Genomic DNA, 20,447 nt, shown 5'->3' on the forward strand with positions numbered 1-20,447 from the left:
CAGACCCCTGCCCCGACCTCGCCGCCCGACCCCCGGGGCGCCGAGACCGCCGCCCCCGGAGGCCGACCGACCATGACCGAGCGACTCACGAGCCGCGTGCGCCTCGACCGGCGCTACCTCCCGGTCCTCGGCACGTTCGCGGTGCTCGCGCTCATGCTCGTCGTGGGCGGGAGCCGGTACGAGAACTTCCTCTCGGCCCGCGTCGTCTCGAACCTGTTCATCAACAACTCGTTCCTCATCGTGCTCGCGGTCGGGATGACCTTCGTCATCCTCACCGGCGGCATCGACCTCTCCGTGGGTGCCGTGGTGGCGCTGTCCGGCATCACGACGGCGTCGCTCCTGCAGAGCGGGTGGCCGGTCGCGGTGGTGCTCGTCATCGCGGTCCTCATCGGCACCGTGCTGGGGCTCGCCGTCGGGCTCATGGTCCACGTGTTCGACATCCAGCCGTTCATCGCGACGCTCGCCGCGATGTTCCTCGCGCGCGGCCTGTGCTACGTCATCAGCCTCCAGTCCATCCCGATCACGAACGAGTCGTTCGTCGCGCTCGCGGGCTGGAGCCAGGAGATCGGCGACGGCTGGCGCCTGACGACCGCGGTCATCATCGCGCTCGTCGTCGTGGCGATCGCGTTCTACGTGCTGCACTACACGCAGTTCGGCCGCACGGTCTACGCGATCGGCGGCGGCGAGCAGTCGGCGATGCTCATGGGCCTGCCCGTCGCGCGCACCAAGGTGCTCGTCTACGTGGTGAGCGGCACGTGCGCCGGCATCGGCGGCCTGCTGTTCGCGATGTTCTCGCGGTCCGGCTACTCGCTCACGGGCGTCGGCATGGAGCTCGACGCGATCGCGGCGGTCGTCATCGGCGGCACGCTCCTCACGGGCGGGACGGGCTTCGTGCTCGGGTCCGTGCTCGGCGTGCTCGTGCTGGGCCTCATCCAGACGATCATCACGTTCGAGGGCACCCTGAGCTCGTGGTGGACGAAGATCGTCATCGGCGTGCTGCTGCTGGTCTTCGTGATCCTGCAGCGCGTCCTCGTCGTCAGGCGGAGGTGAGCCGGCGGCACCGGCCTCCGCCGCGGGCGTCCTCGTGACGTCCGCGGCGCGGGGCCGGTGCCGCGGCCGTCTGCCCGGGCCGACGGCCCGGGGTCACCGGAGCAGGGCGGGGGCCGGCACCCCTGGGTCGTTCGGGCGTACGCCCGACCGGCGGTGTCATGACGCCGCCCTTGTAGAATGTGAGCGCTCACACTAGGCTCGGGCCGAACTTGTGAACGCTCACACGCAATGGTGCGTGTCTCTCGACGATGAGAGGAAGCCCTATGGAAACGTCTGTTCACCCGTCCCTCCCCACGTCCCGGCGCAGACCGGCGCGCCGCCGGTCCGTCGCGGTCGCCCTCGTGGCGGGCATGGTCGGCACGGTCGCGCTCGCGACGTCGCTGCCGGCCGCCGCCGCGGAGCCCGACCTGCCCGACGGCGCATGGGTCGACACGTTCGACGACGCCGCGCTCGGCTCGGCCTGGACCGTCGTCAACCCCGTGCCCGAGGCGCTGTCCGTCGGCGGGGGGAAGCTCACGCTGACCTCGCAGCCGGGCGACACCTACCAGGATGCGAACAGCGCGAAGAACGTCGTGCTGCTCGACGTGCCGGCGGGCGACTTCACCGTCGTCACCCGGCTGGAGGCGCCCGTCGCCTCCGTCTACCAGGGCGCCGGCCTCGTCGCGTGGCAGGACATGGACAACTACGTCCGGTCGGGCCTGACCTTCGTGGGTGACCTCTCGCCGTCGGGCCGCGCGATCGAGAACGACGTCGAGACCGGCGGCGTCTTCAGCGCGGCGGCCTTCACCGACCGCCCGGGCTCCACCGGGGAGACGCTGCGCATGCAGCGCACCGGCGACACGATCGCGACGAGCTTCTGGGACGGCACCGCGTGGCAGCCCGCGGGCTCCGTGACCGTCGACTTCCCGACGACGCACGTCGGCCTCTACGCGCTCGCCGCGCAGAGCGGCGCGGCGCACACCGCGGCGTTCGACTACGTCGCGGTCCAGGCCGCCGAGGGCGCGGACCAGGTGCCCGACGGCACGTTCACGCTCGCGGGCCCGGGCGACGCCCGGTACCTCGTGGCGACCGACGACGGCCTCGCCCTCGACGACGAGCGCCCCGCGACGACCGTCGCGCTCGCCGCGACGGCGGTCGACGGCGCCGAGGGCACGTCCCCGGTGACGCTCGCCGTCGGCGACCGGCCCGTCGTCGTCTCCGGCGCGTCCCGGCTCTCCCTCGGGGCCGCGAGCGCGGACGCGACGGCGCTGCGGCTCACCGACGCGGGCGGCGGCACGGTCTGGCTGCGCAGCGCGGCCGACCCCGAGCGCTACGCCGGGGTGCGAGCGTCCGACGGCGCGCTCGTCCTCGGTCCGCGCGACGCGGCCACGAAGCTGACGATCACGCCCGCCACGAGCGCGGACCACGAGATCACCGTGGACCTCGCGGGCGAGCGCACCCAGATGAGCGACGAGCTGTACGGCATCTTCTACGAGGACATCAACTACGCGGCCGACGGCGGCCTGTACGCCGAGCTCGTGCGCAACCGGTCGTTCGAGTTCAACAACCAGGACAACGGGTCGTTCACCGGGCTCACGGCGTGGAGCGCCGCGAACCGGGGCGGCGCGACGGCGACGACGCAGGTCGTGAACGACGCCGGGCGGCTCAACGCGACGAACCGCACCTACCTCAACCTCACGACGACCGGGGCGGGCGCCGGGGTGCGCAACGCCGGGTACAACACGGGGCTGTTCGTCGAGGAGGGGGAGTCGTACGACTTCTCCGTCTGGGCGCGGTCGGCGACGGCGCAGACCGTCACCGTGCGCGTCGAGGACGCCGCCGGGACCACGGCGTACGCGACCGGCCCGGTCGCCGTCGACGGCTCGAACGCGTGGAAGAGGTACGACGTCACGCTCACCGCGACGGGCACGACGAACGCCGGGCGGCTCGCGCTGCTCTCCGGCGCGGCGGGCTCGATCGCGCTCGACCAGGTGTCGCTCTTCCCGCAGGACACGTGGGTCGGCCCGGTCAACGGGAAGTCCGTGCTCCGCAAGGACCTCGCCGAGAAGATCGACGCGCTCGACCCGCAGTTCCTGCGCTTCCCCGGCGGCTGCGTGACGAACGTCGGCACGTTCCGCACGTACGAGGAGTCGGGCTTCACCGACCGTCGCCGCACGTACCAGTGGAAGGAGACGATCGGCCCGGTCGAGGAGCGCGCGACCAACTGGAACTTCTGGGGCTACAACCAGTCCTACGGCATCGGGTACCTCGAGTACTTCCTCCTCGCCGAGGACCTCGGCGCGACGCCGCTGCCCGTGGTGTCGGTCGGCGCCAACGGCTGCGGCAGCACCATCCCCGAGATGACCGACCCCGCGCAGATCCAGCGGTGGGTGGACGACACGGTCGACCTGATCGAGTTCGCCAACGGCGACGTGACGACCGAGTGGGGCGCCGTGCGGGCCGAGCTGGGCCACCCCGAGCCGTTCGGCCTGAAGTACGTCGGGCTCGGCAACGAGGAGAACACGAAGACGTTCGAGGCCAACTTCCCGGCGTTCCGCGACGCGATCGCGGCCGCCTACCCGGACGTCCAGATCATCTCGAACTCCGGGCCGGACGACACGGGCCAGCGCTTCGACGAGCTGTGGGAGTTCAACCGCGAGCAGGACGTCGACCTCGTCGACGAGCACTACTACAACGACCCGCAGTGGTTCCTCGAGAACGACGAGCGCTACGACTCCTACGACCGCGAGGGGCCGCACGTCTTCCTCGGCGAGTACGCGTCGCGCGGCAACACGTTCGCCAACGCGCTGTCCGAGGCCGCCTTCATGACGGGCCTCGAGCGTAACTCCGACGTCGTGCGGCTCGCGTCGTACGCGCCGCTGCTCGCGAACGAGTCGTACGTCCAGTGGTCGCCCGACGCGATCTGGTTCGACAACGACGAGTCCTGGGGCTCGGTGAACTACTACGTCCAGCAGCTGTTCTCCGCGAACGCGGGCGACGAGGTCGTGCCCAGCACGCACTCCGGCCCGGCGCCCGCCGACGCGACGCTCGACGGCGGCGTCTTCCTCTCCACGTGGAACACGGCCGCGCAGTACGACAACGTGCGCGTCACCGACAACGCGAGCGGCGACGTGCTCTTCGCGGACGACTTCGAGTCCGGCGCGTCGCAGTGGGAGCCGCAGTCGGGCACGTGGGGGGCGCAGGACGGCGCCTACGTCCAGTCGGCGACGAACGTCACCGACGCCCGGTCGATCGTCGCCGGCGCGTACGCGAAGGACTGGTCGAGCTACACGCTCGAGCTCGACGCGCGCAAGACGTCGGGCGCGGAGGGCTTCCTCGTCGGCTTCGCCGCGGGCGGCCCGAACGACTACTACTGGTGGAACCTCGGCGGGTGGAACAACACGCGCCAGGCCCTCCAGCGCGCGTCGGGCGGGAGCGCGAACGAGGTGCAGGCGGTGGAGAACCACAGCATCGAGGCCGGGCAGCCGTACCACGTCAAGGTCGTCGTCGAGGGCTCGACCATCGAGCTCTACCTCGACGGCGAGCTCCAGATGTCCTACGAGCAGCCGTCGACCAAGTCGCTCTACCAGGTCGTCACGCGCGACGACGAGACGGGCGACGTCGTGGTCAAGGTCGTCAACCCCACCGCGACCGCGGCGCGCACGCAGGTGCACGTCGAGGGCTCCGACGGCATCGCGGACCAGGCGACGGTCACCGAGATGGTGGGCGCGCCGTCGGACACCAACACCAAGGCCGACCCGGAGCGGGTCGTCCCGGTGGAGCGGACGCTCACGGGCGTGGGGGAGGAGTTCTCCTACGAGTTCCCCGCGCACTCGATCACGTTCGTCCGGCTGCACGCGTCCGACACGGAGCCCGAGCTCGACCTCGCGGTCGAGGTCGCGCCGCGCTGCCTGGCGGGCACGGCGTACGTCGCCGTGCGCGCGACGAACGGCGAGGACGTCCCGGTCTCGGTGACGCTCGCGACGCCGTTCGGGCAGAAGGCGTTCGCGGACGTGGCGCCCGGCAGGAACGCGTACCAGTCGTTCGCGGCGCGCGCGACGTCGGCCCCGGCCGGCACCGCGACGGTGACGGGCACGGCGACGCTCGACGGCGAGCAGGTCACCTCGACCGTCGACGTCGCCTACGACGCGCTCGACTGCGGCTGAATCATGCCGAGGTAGAACCGCAGGTCGCGAGGTAGAAGCTCCCGGGCTCTACCTCGCGACCGCTGGCTCTACCTCGCGAGAGCACGCTTCCCTCGTGGCCGGTCCGGCGGGCCACGAGGGCGCGGCCCGCGCTCCCCGCGCGGGCCGCCACCGCACGACACCGCACGTCTCGACGCGCGGGCGACGACGCCCGCGCCGACCAGAGGAGCACCGATGCACCCCCGACCGACCGACGGCGTCCGCCGTCGACCCGGCGGCGTGGCCCGGCTGGCGGCCGTGGCGGCCGCCACCGCGCTCGCCGTGACCGCGTGGGCACCGTCCGCCGTCGCGGCCGACGCCCTGCCCGCGCCCGTCCTCGACCTCGCGTTCGACGGCGACGTCGCCGACGCGAGCCCCCTCGCGCACCCCGTGGCCCTGCGCGGCCACACGGGCTCCGCGCCGACCGGCTTCTCCTACGTCGACGGCGTCGACGGGGCGGGGCAGGCCCTGCGCCTGAGCGGCAGCACGTACCTCGACCTCGGGTCGTCGACGGCGCTCCAGCCCGAGGACCTGACCCTCTCGTTCTGGGTGGAGCCCAGCGGGAAGCTGTCCGGGGAGCACGTCGTCACGTGGAACAAGCGGGCCTACAACTCCGACGGCTGGTACCTGTCGTCCGAGTCGGACACGGTGCCGCTCGCGCTGTCGGTGGGGCCGGCGTCGGGCCAGCCGTACAAGGTGCGGGTCGCGAGCTCCGACCGCGCGGCGTTCTTCCCCGCGGACGAGTGGACGCACGTCGTCGTCACGTACGACCACGCGACGAAGGCCGTCGCGTTCTACCGCAACGGCGAGCAGGTCCCGTCGACGGTGGCCAGCGCGGTCGCCGGCGACGCGACGGGGGTCCTGGGCTCCGACCCGACGCTGCCGAAGACGATCGGGTTCAACGGGCCCCAGTACAACGGCGCCTACCTCAAGGCCGCGCTGGACGACTACCGCCTGTACGACGCGGTGGCGGACCTGGGCGACGTCGTCGGGCTGTACGAGGAGAGCGGGCGCACGGTGGACCGCGACGCGATCGCGCAGGACGACGCCGACGCGCTGTCCCTGCCGGAGCGCGCGACGGTCGCGCTCGTGCTCCCGGCGACCGGCTCGCGCGGGTCGACCGTGACGTGGCGGTCGTCGCATCCCGAGGTCGTCGCGACCGACGGGACCGTGGTCCGGCCCGCGATCGGGGAGGACGACGCGCACGTCACGCTGACCGCGACGGTGCGCTACCTCGACGGCGAGCCGGTGACGCGCGACCTCGAGGTCGTCGTGCCCGCGATCGTCGACGAGACGCCGCTCGAGGAGACCGCGCTGCCGTCGGTGCTGCTCTCCGACGACTTCCTCCAGAACGCTGCCGCGAAGGAGCACGAGTACCTGCTGAGCCTGGACTCCGAGACGTTCCTCTACGAGTTCTACAAGGTCGGCGGGCTGACCCCGACCACGGCCGCCGGGTACGGCGGCTGGGAGCGCAGCAACGCCGTGAACTTCCGCGGCCACGCGTTCGGCCACTACCTCTCGGCGCTCGCGATGTCGTGGTCCTCGACGCAGGACGAGGCGACGAAGGACGCGCTGTTCACCGAGATCGAGGAGGGCGTGGGCGGGCTCGCGCGCGTGCAGGACGCGTACGCCGCCGCGCACCCCGGCTCGGCCGGGTACGTCTCCGCGTTCCGCGAGTCGATCCTCGACCAGGTGCAGGGCACCGGGACGTCGGACGAGAACGTCATCGTGCCCTGGTACAACCTGCACAAGGTGCTCGCCGGGCTGCTCGACGTCGCCGAGCACGTGGACGGCCCCGTCGGTGACCAGGCGCTCGCCGTGGCGACCGAGTTCGGGCTCTACGTCCAGGGCCGCGTCGCGAAGCTGCCGAGCACCGACGTCATGCTGCGCACCGAGTACGGCGGTATGAACGAGGCGCTGTACGAGCTGTTCGACCTCACGGGCGACGTCCGGATCAAGGAGGCGGCCGAGGCGTTCGACGAGGTGACGTTCTTCCGTCAGCTCGCCGCGGGCCAGGACGTGCTGCCGGGCAAGCACGCCAACACGCAGATCCCCAAGCTGCTCGGCGCGCTCAAGCGCTACCAGGTGTTCACGCAGAACCCCGCCTACTACGACCTGCTCACGCCCGCCGAGAAGGACGAGCTGCCGATGTACCTCGCGGCGGCGGAGAACTTCTTCGACATCGTGGTGCGCGACCACACCTACGTCACCGGCGCGAACAGCCAGGCGGAGCACTTCCACGCGCCCGGGTCGCTGCACGAGCGCGCGGACGAGCAGGGCACCGCGCGCAACGCCGAGACGGCCGAGACGTGCAACGAGTACAACATGCTCAAGCTCGCGCGCGAGCTCTTCACCCTGAGCAAGGACGTGCGGTACGCGGACTACTACGAGAACGCGTTCATCAACACGATCCTCGCGTCGCAGAACCCGGAGACCGGGACGACGACGTACTTCAACCCCATGGCGTCGGGCTACCACCGCGTCTACAACCTGCCGTTCACCGAGTTCTGGTGCTGCACCGGGACGGGCATGGAGAGCTTCTCCAAGCTCGGCGACTCGATCTACTTCACCGGCCAGGGCTCGGTGTGGGTCAACATGTTCTTCTCCTCGACGGTCGAGCACGCGGAGCAGAACCTGCGGCTCACGCAGGAGGCGAACCTGCCGAACGAGGACACCGTGACCTTCCGCGTCGACGCGCTCGACGGCGGTGCGGTCGCCGAGGACGCGACGCTGCGCCTGCGCGTGCCGTCGTGGATCGCGGGCGAGCCCGCGGTCGAGGTGAACGGCGCCACTGTCGAGCCGCACGTGTCGCGCGGGTACGTCGTGCTGCCCGTCGCCGCGGGCGACGTCGTCCGGTACACGATGCCGATGGCGGCGTCCGTCGTCGACACCCCGGACAACCCGTACTTCGTGGCCTTCCGGTACGGGCCCGTCGTCCTCTCCGCGAACCTCGGCGAGGTCCCCGAGCCGGCGTGGCAGGGCACGGGCATCCTCGTCCGCTCGTCCACGCGCGACGCCGACGCCCAGACGACGATCACGGCCGCGAACATGGGCGCCGACGAGTGGAAGGAGCGGATCGCGGAGAACCTCGTCCGCGTCGAGGACGACGCCGAGGGTCGGGTCCAGCTCGAGCTGCGGAACACCGCCGACGGCGGCGACCTCGTCTTCACGCCCCACCACACCAACTGGGACGTGACGTACGGGCTCTACCTCCACCTCGACGAGCCGGACTCCGCCGCGTCGCAGGAGCGCATCCTGCGCGCCAAGCATGAGCTGCGCGATGCCGACCGCACCGTCGACAGCCTGACGAGCTTCGACAACAACAACTTCGAGAACGCGAAGAACCTCCAGCAGAGCGGGTCGTCGGTCGGGGCGTTCTCCGGCCGCCAGTTCCGCCACGCGAACGGCACGGGCTGGTTCAGCTACGACCTCATGGTCGACCCGGCGTCGGCGTCGAACCACCTGGGCGTCACGCTCTACTCGGGCGACCAGGGCCGCGTGTTCGACGTGTACGTGAACGACGAGAAGCTGAAGACGATCACCACGGTCGCGAACGCCCCGACCAAGGACGAGCAGGGGTTCTACGTCGACACGACGCAGCTCCCGGCGAAGTACCTCGAGATCGGCGAGGGCACGCGCTGGAAGGTCGACAGCGCGGGGGAGTACGTGCTCGACGAGGACGGCGAGCGCATCCCCGTGGTCACCGTCCGCTTCCAGGCGACGGGCGGCTGGGCCGGAGGCGTGTTCGGCGTCCGGGTCGACCGCGCGGCGTCGTACGACGCGACGCCCGGGCTCGCGGCGCTCGCGTTCGACACCGGGTCGTTCGCCCCTGCGTTCGACCCGGCGGTGACGGACTACACCCTCACCGTCCCCGCGGGCACGACGGGCGTCGTGCTCGACGCCGACCCGCACGTGCCGAGCGGCCTGGTCCGCGTCGACGGCGTGCTGATCGACGACACGCAGGGTCGCGTCGTGCCGCTCCCGGCGGACGGGAGCGCCCGGACCGTGGAGGTCGTCGGCGTCGCGCAGGACCACGAGACCGCCACGACCTACCGGGTCGAGATCGTGCCGGGGGCGACGGCCGTCGTCCCGCTCGACGTCGAGGTCTCGTCGCGCTGCCTCGCCGGCAGGGCCTACGTGGCGGTCCGGGCGACGAACACGGGCGCCACGCCGGTGGACGTCACCCTGGCGACGCCGTACGGGGAGAGGTCGTCCACGGGCGTCGCCCCGGGCGCGAGCGCGTACCAGTCGTTCGCGTCCCGCGCGACGGCGGTCCCCGCCGGCACCGCGACGGTCACCGCCACGGCGGTGCTCGACGGCGCCCCGGTCACCACGACCCACGACGTCGACATCGAGCCGCGCACCTGCGGCTGAGCGACCCGCGCGCCGCACCGGCGTCCTCGCGGTCGGTCCGACGGGCCGCGAGGACGCCGCACCACGGCGACGCGGCGTCAGTCGATATCGGTACCGACATCGATATCCCCGGCATGAGCCCACGACAGCAGCAGGACCTCGACGAGGAGGAACGACATGAGCAGGCACCGGAGACGACGAGCCGCAGCGACGATCGTGGCGGGGGTGCTGGCGCTCGGGGCCGGCCTGCCCGCGGCGCACGCCACCGCGACGGCCGACGACGAGCCCCCGGCGGCGACCGCCCTCACCGGGCTGACCACGACGGACCGCGGCGACGGGACGTACGACGTCCCGCTCCTGCGCAGCGACGTCCCCGACATCAGCGTCACGCGCGTCCCCGCGGCCGAGAACGACGAGGGCCGCGACCTGTACTACATGATCAGCACGACGATGCACCTCGCGCCCGGCGCCCCGATCATGAAGTCGTACGACCTCGTGAGCTGGGAGATCGTGGGCTACGTCTACGACCGGCTCGGCGTCGGCGACGTGTCGTCGCTGCGCAACGGGAAGAACGGCTACGGCAACGGGCAGTGGGCGTCCTCGCTGCGCTACCGCGACGGCACGTTCTACGTGGTGTTCAACACCAACGACCTCGGGGGTCGTACCTCTTCCGCACGGACGACGTCGAGCACGGCGCGTGGGAGCGCACCGCGCTCGGCCGGGGGTTCCACGACCCGTCGCTGTTCTTCGACGAGGCCGACGGGGGACGCCCTACATCTTCTACGGCTCCGGCGCGACGAGCGCCGTCCGGCTGAACGACGACCTCACCGCGATCGAGGCGGACTTCCCGAACATCTTCCGCGCCGCGGACTACGCGGGCGAGCCGTTCGTCGGCGGGCTGTTGGAGGGCGCGCAGGTGCACTACATCGACGGCGAGTACTACGTCGCGATCATCACGTGGCCCAGCGGCCAGAACCGGCAGGAGGTGCTGTTCCGCTCCCCGCACCTGCTGGGCCGCTACGAGACCGCCGACGGGTCGAACCCGTACGAGGCGCGCAGCGCGCTGAACTCGGACGGCTTCGCGCAGGGCGGGCTGGTCGAGGTGCCCGACGGCGCGGGCGGCTACGAGTGGTGGGGCATGTTCTTCCGCGACACCTACCCTCTCGGCCGCATCCCCGCGCTCATCCCCGCGACGTGGGAGGACGGCTGGCCCACGTTCGGCGACGACGGCGTCGTCCGCGTCGGCGACACGTTCGCCAAGCCGATCGAGCTGGACCCGGCGACGGAGCGCCGGGAGCGGCTGAAGAGCATCGTCGCCTCCGACGACTTCGCGAACGACGCCGAGCACCGCGCGTTCAGCGACACCGTCTGGGAGGTCCCCGACGCGCCCACGTACGACGAGTCCCTGCTCGGCGTCGAGCTCGTCGCCAACCCTGGGTTCGAGGACGCCGGGACCGCGCCGTGGGCCGTGCAGTTCGGGGCGACGCTGTCGCGCGAGACGAGCGGCGCGGCGTCGGGCACGGGCGCGCTGCGCGTCGCGGGCCGGACGCTCAACGGCTCCGGGCCGAACCAGCAGCTCGGCGGGAAGATCCAGGCGGGCGTGACGTACGAGGTCTCGGCCCGGGTCCGCTACGCCTCCGGGCCGGCGCAGGTCCGCTTCAACCTCGTCGGGGACTGGGGCGCGGGCGTCACCACGCTCGCGTGGGCGAACGCCACGCCGGGGGAGTGGACGACCGTGCGGGGCACCTACACCGTCCCGCAGGACGCGGACGTCCGGACCTTCAAGCTCGCGGTCGAGACGCCGTGGGGCAACCCGCAGCCGCCGTCGTCGAGCGTCGAGTACCTGCTCGACGACGTGTCCGTGGTCGGCCGCGCGCCGGCCGTCGAGACGCCCACGCTCGAGGAGGTGTCGTACAACGGCTCGGACCTCGACCTCGCCTGGCAGTGGAACCACGCGCCGGACAACCGGTACTGGTCCCTCACCGAGCGCGAGGGCTGGCTGCGCCTGACCAACGGGCACGTCGTGAGCGGCGAGGCGGAGTACACCAAGGCGCCCGGGCGCGACCTCACCTACCTCGAGGAGGCGCGCAACACGCTCGGTCAGCGCACCTTCGGGCCGACGGCCTCCGCGGAGACCCGCGTCGACGTGTCGGGGATGCTCGACGGCGACGTCGCCGGCCTGGCCGTCTACGGCCGCAGCTTCGCGTACGCAGGGGTCCAGCAGGTCGACGGCGAGCGCACGCTCGGCCTCGTCACGCGGCTCCAGCCGTTCACCGACACGATCGACCGCGAGGCGGTCGAGTCGTTCGTCCCCGGGTCGCAGGTCCCGCTCGGGGAGCGCACGGACGTGCACCTCAAGGCGGACGCGGACTTCGCCTCGCCGGGCGGCCAGCTCTGGGTGCAGTACTCCTACAGCCTCGACGGGCGCACGTGGCAGCCGCTCGGGCCGCGCCAGGGGCCGCTCGTCATGGACTGGAGCCTGTCCCACTTCATGGGCTACCGGTTCGGCCTCTTCTCCTACGCCAAGGAGCGGACCGGCGGGCACGTGGACTTCGACCACTTCCTCCTCAGCGACGTGCTCGACGCCGACGGCGGCGCCGACCGGACGGCGCTCGACGCCGTCGTCGCCGAGGCGGAAGGGCTCGACCCGGCGGACCACACGGCCGAGTCGTGGGCCGCCGTCGAGCAGGCCCTCGCCTGGGCGCGGTCGACGACCGCGCCGTCGACGCAGAACCAGGCCGACGCTCCCGCCCGGGCGCTCGCGCTCGCCGTCGCGTCGCTGGAGCCGACGACGTCCCCGGACGTCGCGTTCGCGGCGGAGGCGAGCCTGCGCGCGCTCGCCGGCACCGACTACGTCGCCGTGCGCGTCGTGAACGAGGAGGACGTCCCGGTGGACGTGGTGGTCACCACGCCGTACGGCAGCCGCACGTTCGCCGACGTCCGACCGGGGGCGAGCGCCTACCAGGCGTTCCCGACGCGACGGTCGCCGGCGCCGGCCGGCGAGGTCACCGTCACCGTCACGCGCTCGACCGACGCCGCGACGACGACCCGCACCGTGCCGTTCGGCCGCTGACCCGCGCCCGACCCGGCGGGCCGCGCAGGCCGCGCCCGGTCGGCGCGAGAGGAGGGAGGACGCAGGACGACGGCGGGGGACCGCCGTCGGGCACGACCGTCCGCGCGAGGCGCGCGGACGTGAAGGACACCCACATCGATCGAGGAGGATCCATGGACACGCACCACCGCAGACGACGTCGCCTGCGCGGCGCCGTCGCCGGGGCCGCGCTCGTGACGCTGCTCTCCGCGTCGCTCGCCGCGCTGCCGTCGTACGCCGCGGACGAGGAGCTGGTCGTCAACGGCGGCTTCGAGGACGGCACGACCGGCTGGTTCGTCAACAACGGCAACGCGACCGACAAGGCCGTGCTGTCGACCACCGACCAGGCGTTCGCGGGCGAGGCCGCGGCCCTGACCACCGAGCGCGCGACGACCGGCTCCGGTCCGATGCAGGACCTCAGCGGCAAGGTCCGCGCGGGCGAGACGTACGAGCTCACCGCGAAGATCCGCTACGACGCCGCCGCGGCGCCGGCCACCAAGCAGTTCTTCGCGACGATGCACTACGGCGGCGGGTCGTACACGAACCTGGTGAGCGTCACCGCGACCAAGGGCCAGTGGGCGACGCTCGACGGCCGGTTCACGATCCCGGCCGACCAGAACGTCGGCACCGCGCGGCTGTTCTTCGAGACGCCGTGGACGAGCAACCCGTCCGCCGACCCGGCGACGCACCTCATGGACTTCGTGCTCGACGACGTCTCCGTCGTCGGCGCGGCCCCGCCCGGACCACCCTCGAAGACGATCGAGGTGCTCGGCAAGCTGCCCGGCGAGCACAACCCGCTCATCTCCCACAAGTTCGGGGCCGACGGGTTCGGGTTCGTCGAGGACGGGCGCGTGTACATGTACATGACGAACGACACCCAGGGCTACGCGCCCGACCCGGTGACGGGCGTCTCGCCGCAGATCAACTACGGCAGCATCAACCAGATCACGCTCATCTCGTCCGAGGACCTCGTGAACTGGACGGACCACGGCGAGATCCAGGTCGCGGGGCCGCAGGGCGTCGCGCCCTTCACGAACAACTCGTGGGCGCCGGGCATGGCGAAGAAGACGGTCGACGGCGTCGACAAGTACTTCCTCTACTACGCCAACGGCGGCGGGTCGTCGAACGTCATCACGGGCGCCTCGCCGCTCGGGCCGTGGACGAGCGAGCGCGACAGCACGCTCATCGACGGGCGCACCCCGGGCGCCGAGGCCGTGGCCTGGAAGTTCGACCCGGCGCCGCTCGTCACCGACGACGGCGCGTACCTCTACTTCGGCGGCGGCCCGGCGTCGACGTCGATGCCCGCGGCGGAGCGGTTCAACAACCCCAAGAACATCCGCGTCATCGAGCTCGGCGACGACATGGTCTCCACGCAGGGCACGGCGGCCGTCGTGGACGCGCCCGTGGCGTTCGAGGCGGCGCAGGTCTTCGAGCGCGACGGGAAGTACTACCTGTCGTACTCGTCGCACTTCGGCGGCAACGACTTCGGCGGCAACCAGGCCACGCTCCCGGGGTACCCGGGCGGCGGGCAGATCGGCTACATGATCTCCGACGACCCGATGTCGTTCCCCAAGGAGACGTACGCCGGCGTGATGTTCCCGAACCAGTCGCAGTTCTTCGGCGCGGGCACGGGCGGCAACAACCACCAGTCGGTGTTCGAGCTGGACGGCAAGTACTACTTCGCGTACCACGCGCCCACGCTCAACAAGCGCATCAACGGCAGCACCACGCAGGGCTACCGCAGCCCGCACATCCAGGAGCTGACGTTCAACGCGGACGGCACGGTCCAGCAGGTCGTCGGCGACTACGCGGGCGTGGACCAGGTCAAGGACCTCGACCCGTTCCAGGTGCTCGAGGCGGAGACGTTCGCGTGGCAGCAGGGCCTCACCACCGCGAAGGTCGACGGCGGCTCGGCGCAGTTCGGCGACCAGGCGCCGAACCTCGTCGTCCGCGACGTCGACGCCGGCGACTGGTCGGCGCTGTCGTCGGTCGACTTCGGCGACGGTGCCGCGAGCGTCACGGCGCGCGTGAAGCCGCTCGTCGAGGGCGCCACCGTCGAGGTGCGCCTCGACGACCGCGAGGGTGCGGTCGTCGGCACGCTCGGCCTCGACACCCCCGTGGGCGAGTGGGCGGACGTGACCGCCGCCCTGGAGGGCGTGAGCGGCGTCCACGACGTGTACTTCACGTTCGCCGGCCCCGCGGGCGTCGACCTCGTCGAGGTGGACACGTGGGAGTTCGCGGCCGACGCCGCCGGCCCGGCCGTCGAGCTCGACGTGACCGCGTCCGCACGCTGCCTCGCGGGCAAGGCCTACGTGGCGGTGCGCGCGACCAACCTCGCCGACGTCGCGGCCGACGTCGAGCTCGTCACCCCGTTCGGCACGCGGGTCGTGCGTGACGTGGCACCGGGGGCGAACGCGTACCAGTCGTTCGCCGCACGGTCCGCGTCGCTCGCGGCCGGGGTCGCGACCGCCACGGGCACCGCGGTGCTCGACGGCGCCACGGTCGAGACGGCGCACGAGGCCGCCTACGGCGACCTGTCCTGCGGCTGACACCGGACGACCAGCACTGCCCGACGGCGGCCCGCACCCCACCCGGTGGTGCGGGCCGCCGTCGGCGTCCGGGGGCGCCCGGGAGCCCTCACGCGCTTTTCGACATCGTTGTCGGTCCCGGGGTCCCTAGGCATGTTTGCGTTCACATGTTAGCGTTCACACGCGCGTCCGACGGCGGACCCGCGACCGGCGCCGACGCCGGGCACGACGACGAGGAGTCACCGATGACCTCACGCCACGAACCACCCCCGACGCCCGCGGAGCCCCGCGCCCGACGCCGACGCCGCTCGCTCGCGGCGCTGCTCGGCCTCGCGCTCGTCGCCCCGCTCGCGCCCGTGGGCGCGGCGGCCGCCGGCCCGATGCCCGCGGCGCCCGCACCGGTCCCCGTCGCGGCCGAGCCGACCACGGACGGTCTGCGGCTCTGGCTCCCGCTCGACGAGACCGAGGGCACCGTCGCGCACGACGCGTCGGGCCACGGCCTCGACGCCGCGCTCGTCGGCACGGGCGGCGGGTGGCGCGCGGGACAGGGGCTCACGTTCGGCGGCGCGAACCACGTGGACCTGCCCGACGACCTCCTGGCCGGCTACGACGCCGTGACGGTGAGCGCGGACGTGTGGGTCGACACGTCGCTGAGCGGCAACTACTTCTTCTACACCCTCGGCAACCCGGCGGTCGGCACCCCGCAGTCCGGGAACGGCTACCTGTTCTCGACGGGCAACGCGAACTACCGCGCGACGATCTCCGACCTCGCGTGGGGCCGCGAGCAGAACACGGCCAAGACCCCCGCGGGCGCCCTCCAGCGGGGCGTGTGGAAGACCGTCACCTACACGCTCGCGGGCGGCACGGCGCGGCTGTACGAGGACGGCACCCAGGTCGGGCAGAACACCGCGGTGACGATCACGCCCGGCGCGATCGGCGGCGGCACCACGACCGCGAACGCGCTCGGGAAGTCGGCCTACGCCGCCGACAACCTCTTCAAGGGGCGCATGAAGGACTTCCGGCTCTACGACCGCGCGCTCACCGCGCAGGAGGTCGCCGACCTCGCGTCGGACGCCGCGCAGGACGCCGTCACGGCCGACGCCGCCGCGCTCGACCTGGGCGACACGAGCGCCGTCGGCACGGACCTCGTGCTCCCCGCGAAGGGCGTCGGTGGCTCCGCCGTCGCGTGGTCGAGCTCCGACGCGGGCGTCGTCTCGGCGAGCGGCGCGGTGACGCGCCCCGCGGGCGACGAGCCGGCGACCGCGACGCTCACCGCCACGGTGACGTTGCGCGGCGCGACCGCGACCCGCACGTTCGACGTCACGGTCCTGCCGGGCGACGGCGACCAGGCGAAGGCCGACGCCGCGGCCGCCGCGCTCGAGGTGACGAACCTCGACGACGTGCGCGGCAACCTCACGCTGCCCACCACGGGGCTGCACGGCGCGAGCGTGACGTGGGAGTCGTCGTCGGGCACGATCACCCCGACGGGCGAGGTGACGCGCCCGGCGCACGGCGAGGACGCCGAGACCGTGGCCCTCACCGCGACGGTGACGGTCGGCGCGGCCACCGCGACGCGCGAGCTCGCGGCGCACGTGCCGCCGCTGCCCGAGCAGGAGGACCTCGCGGGCTACCTGTTCTCCTACTTCGTGGGCGAGGGCACCGCCACGGGCGAGCAGGTCTACTTCGGGCTCAGCCAGGGCAACGACCCGCTGAAGTACCAGAACCTCAACGACAACCAGCCCGTCCTCACGTCGGAGCTGGGGGAGAAGGGCCTGCGGGACCCGTTCGTCATCCGCTCGCCCGAGGGCGACAAGTTCTACCAGATCGCCACCGACCTCAAGATCTACGGCAACGGGAACTGGGACGCGTCCCAGCGCACCGGCTCGAAGTCGATCATGGTGTGGGAGTCCACGGACCTCGTGAACTGGACCGACCAGCGCCTCGTGCAGGTCTCGCCCGACACCGCGGGCAACACGTGGGCGCCGGAGGCGTACTACGACGAGACGATCGGCGCGTACGTCGTGTTCTGGGCCTCGAAGCTCTACGCGGAGGACGACCCGGACCACACCGGCAACACCTACAACCGGATGATGTACGCCACGACGCGCGACTTCGTGACGTTCAGCGAGGCGCAGGTGTGGGTCGACCCGGGCTACTCGGTCATCGACTCGACCGTGACGCAGCACGACGGCCAGTACTACCGGTTCACCAAGGACGAGCGGAACAACACGTCGTCCACGCCGTGCTCCAAGTTCATCCTCGCGGAGAAGGCGGCCGAGCTGCGCTCGACGGACTACGACTTCATCACCGACTGCATCGGCAAGGCGAACTCGCTCGGCGGCGGGATCAACCAGGGCGAGGGCCCGACGATCTTCAAGTCGAACACCGAGGAGAAGTGGTACCTCTTCATCGACGAGTTCGGCGGACGCGGCTACGTGCCGTTCGAGTCGACCTCGCTCGACGCGGCCGAGTGGACCATGTCCTCCGACTACGAGATGCCGTCGCGCCCGCGCCACGGCACGGTGCTCCCCGTGACGCAGGCCGAGTACGACCGCCTGCTGCGCACGTACCAGCCCGACGCGTTCGTGGAGTCCGTCGAGGACGTCGCCGTGACCGTCCAGACCGGCTCCGCGCCGGTGCTGCCCGCGAGCGTCACGGCGCGCTTCGCCGACGGCTCCACGGGCTCGGCGGATGTCACGTGGGACGCGGTCGACCCGGCGTCGTACGCGCAGGCGGGCTCGTTCGAGGTCGCCGGCACGCTCGGCGGCGGGGTGAGCGTCCGCGCCCGCGCGGTCGTCACCGTGACCGACGACGTCGTCCCCGTCGAGGGCCTCAGCGTCACCCCCGAGTCGCTCGAGGTGGGCGTCGGCGGCACGCGGCAGCTCACGGCGACCGTCACGCCCGCGAACGCGACGGCGCGCGCGATCACGTGGGCGTCGGACGACGCGGACGTCGCCACGGTCTCGGCCGACGGCGTCGTCACCGGTGTCGGCGAGGGCCACGCGCTCGTCACGGCGACCACGGCCGACGGGTCGCGCACCGCGTACGTGGCGGTCGAGGTGACGGCCGACGTGCCGGGGCTCGTCGTGCGGTACGCGTTCGACGAGACGAGCGGCACGGCGGCGGCGAACACCGCGCCCGGGTCGTCGTTCGGCCCGGCGACGCTGACCAACGGCGCGGCCTTCTCCGGTACCGGTGAGGGCGTCCGGCTCGACGGGACGGACGACTACGTCGACCTGCCCGACCACCTGCTCGCCGGGCTCACCGACGTCACGGTCGCGCTCGACGTCAAGGTCGCGACGGACCAGGCGACGCCGTACTTCGTCTACGGCCTCGGCAACACGAGCGGCACGGCGGGCAACGGGTACCTGTTCACCACGGGCAACGCGTACCGCACGTCGATCGCGACGGGGAACTGGACCACCGAGCAGACCGTCACCAAGAACGCGAACCTCCAGCGCGGGGTGTGGAAGCACCTCACGTACGCGCTGTCCGGCACGACGGCCGTGCTCTACGAGGACGGCGTCGAGGTGGGCCGCCAGACCGGCGTCACCATCGACCCGAAGGACATCGGGAACGGCTCGACGCTCGCCAACTACATCGGCCGCTCGCTGTACTCGGGCGACCGGTACCTCAAGGGCTCCGTGCGCGACTTCCGGGTCTACGACCGCGCGCTCACGGCGGACGAGGTCTACCAGGTCGGGGTCGACCACACGGCCGTCACGGGCGCCGAGCTCGACGCGCTCAAGGTCCCCGCGATCGTCGACGGGGCGAGCTCGACCGTGACGCTCGCCGTCGAGCCGGGCACGGACGTCTCGGCGCTCGCGCCGGTCCTCACGGTCTCGCCGCGTGCGACCGTCACGCCCGAGAACGGCTCGGTGCAGGACCTCACGCAGCCCGTGGAGTACACGGTGAGCGGGCCGGACGGGTCGTCGCGCACGTGGACGGTCCAGGCCAAGCAGATGGGCAGCCCCGTGCTCCCCGGGACGTACGCCGACCCGAACATCGCGCAGTTCGGCGACACGTTCTACCTCTACGCCACGACCGACGGCACCCCGGGCTGGGGCGGCAAGGACTTCTACGTCTGGAAGTCCACCGACCTCGTGACCTGGGAGCGTTCGGAGCAGCCGTTCCTCACGCTCGACGGCGCGAACGGGAACGTCCCGTGGGCGACCGGCAACGCGTGGGCGCCCACGATCATCGAGCGGGACGGGAAGTACTGGTTCTACTTCTCCGGCCACAACCCGACGTACGACCGCAAGACGATCGGCGTCGCGGTGGCCGACAGCCCCGAGGGGCCGTTCACCGCGCAGCCGACGGCGATGATCACGAACGGCGAGGCGGTCACGTCCGGCCAGGCCATCGACCCGGCCGCGTTCCGCGACCCGGAGACCGGGAAGTACTGGCTCCTGTGGGGCAACGGCGGGCCGTCGAACGGCCCGGTCATGGCGGAGCTGGGCGACGACATGACGTCGATCAAGCAGGACACGCTGCGGCGCATCCCCGGCCTGACCGACTTCCGCGAGGGCCTGTTCCTCAACTACCGGGACGGCGTCTACCACCTCACGTACTCGATCGACGACACGGGCTCGGAGAGCTACCGCGTCGGCTACGCGACGTCGGACAGCATCGACGGCCCGTGGACGTACCGCGGCGTGATCCTCGAGAAGGACGCCTCGCAGGGCATCCTCGGGACCGGGCACAGCTCGATCCTCAACGTCGAGGGCACCGACGACTGGTACATCGCGTACCACCGGTTCGCGATCCCCGGTGGCAACGGGACGAATCGCGAGACGACGATCGACCGCCTCACGTTCGGCGAGGACGGCCTCATCCAGAAGGTCGTGCCGACGCTCGAGAGCGTGGACCCGGTCGACGTCGCCCCCGCGCCCCGGGTCGAGCTGACCGTCGAGGCCACCCCGCGGTGCCTCGCGGGCAAGGTCTACGTCGCGGTACGGGCGACGAACGCGGGCGACGTGCCCGCCGACGTCACCCTCACGACCTCGTACGGCACGAGGACGTTCGCGGGCGTCGCCCCGGGAGCGAACGCCTACCAGTCGTTCGCGACGAGGGCGACGTCGGTCCCGGCCGGCACCGTGACGGTCACCGGCACGGCCGTGCTCGACGGCACCCCGGTCACCACGCCCTACGACGTCGCCGTCGCTGCCCACGCCTGCGGCTGACGACCCCCCCGAGGTAGAGCCCCGGTGAGCCGAGGTAGAGGCGTGGTCACGACCACGCCTCTACCTCGCGGGACCGGGG

At 72.1% G+C, this 20,447-nt stretch carries 7 protein-coding genes and 1 pseudogene; 7 read left to right on the top strand and 1 reads right to left on the bottom strand.

Translation table 11 applies throughout. The features are described from left to right. Positions 1–72 precede the first annotated feature (72 nt). The 3 genes from yjfF to BJP59_RS02470 all read left to right on the top strand — a co-directional run bounded on the left by yjfF (position 73) and on the right by BJP59_RS02470 (position 9,587). Positions 73–1,050 (top strand): galactofuranose ABC transporter, permease protein YjfF, encoded by a 978-nt coding sequence (gene yjfF / locus BJP59_RS02460; protein ID WP_021482614.1) that lies wholly within the window; start codon positions 73–75, stop codon positions 1,048–1,050. Positions 1,051–1,313: 263 nt separating this feature from the next. After that, complete coding sequence (locus BJP59_RS02465) at positions 1,314–5,195, top strand: alpha-L-arabinofuranosidase C-terminal domain-containing protein (RefSeq protein ID WP_194522118.1); 3,882 nt, start codon at positions 1,314–1,316, stop codon at positions 5,193–5,195. 213 nt (positions 5,196–5,408) lie between these two features. After that, positions 5,409–9,587, top strand: coding sequence for a beta-L-arabinofuranosidase domain-containing protein (locus tag BJP59_RS02470; RefSeq protein WP_194522119.1), 4,179 nt, complete (start codon positions 5,409–5,411; stop codon positions 9,585–9,587). 77 nt (positions 9,588–9,664) lie between these two features. Here the strand turns inward: BJP59_RS02470 and BJP59_RS19630 are convergent, their stop codons facing one another. Beyond that, positions 9,665–9,955: a hypothetical protein gene (locus BJP59_RS19630; protein ID WP_228485473.1), complete on the bottom strand. Its 291-nt coding sequence runs from the start codon at positions 9,953–9,955 to the stop codon at positions 9,665–9,667. Between BJP59_RS19630 and BJP59_RS20115 the strand changes: the two are divergent. The 4 genes and pseudogenes from BJP59_RS20115 to BJP59_RS02485 form a co-directional block, all read left to right on the top strand. Continuing rightward, positions 9,945–10,163 (top strand): annotated as a pseudogene (locus tag BJP59_RS20115) (hypothetical protein); the annotation flags it as partial. The gene BJP59_RS19630 and the pseudogene BJP59_RS20115 sit on opposite strands and share 11 nt — an antisense overlap. Positions 10,164–10,263: 100 nt before the next feature. Then, positions 10,264–12,639, top strand: a complete 2,376-nt coding sequence (locus tag BJP59_RS20120) for a carbohydrate binding domain-containing protein (RefSeq protein WP_255541865.1) — start codon at positions 10,264–10,266, stop codon at positions 12,637–12,639. Between the two features lie 152 nt (positions 12,640–12,791). Continuing rightward, entirely contained in the window at positions 12,792–15,206 is a 2,415-nt protein-coding gene (locus BJP59_RS02480; RefSeq protein ID WP_194522120.1) for a family 43 glycosylhydrolase, read from the top strand. A gap of 224 nt (positions 15,207–15,430) precedes the next feature. After that, positions 15,431–20,368: a family 43 glycosylhydrolase gene (locus BJP59_RS02485; RefSeq protein ID WP_194522121.1), complete on the top strand. Its 4,938-nt coding sequence runs from the start codon at positions 15,431–15,433 to the stop codon at positions 20,366–20,368. Positions 20,369–20,447: the final 79 nt, after the last annotated feature.

This window comes from Cellulosimicrobium sp. JZ28 (assembly GCF_015327065.1).
GTDB lineage: Bacteria > Actinomycetota > Actinomycetes > Actinomycetales > Cellulomonadaceae > Cellulosimicrobium > Cellulosimicrobium funkei.

Bases quoted from the DNA above. Each gene is read 5' to 3' on its own strand.
- yjfF (WP_021482614.1), top strand. From the start codon at position 73: ATGACCGAGCGACTCACGAGCCGCGTGCGCCTCGACCGGCGCTACCTC.
- BJP59_RS02465 (WP_194522118.1), top strand. From the start codon at position 1,314: ATGGAAACGTCTGTTCACCCGTCCCTCCCCACGTCCCGGCGCAGACCG.
- BJP59_RS02470 (WP_194522119.1), top strand. From the start codon at position 5,409: ATGCACCCCCGACCGACCGACGGCGTCCGCCGTCGACCCGGCGGCGTG.
- BJP59_RS02480 (WP_194522120.1), top strand. From the start codon at position 12,792: ATGGACACGCACCACCGCAGACGACGTCGCCTGCGCGGCGCCGTCGCC.
- BJP59_RS02485 (WP_194522121.1), top strand. From the start codon at position 15,431: ATGACCTCACGCCACGAACCACCCCCGACGCCCGCGGAGCCCCGCGCC.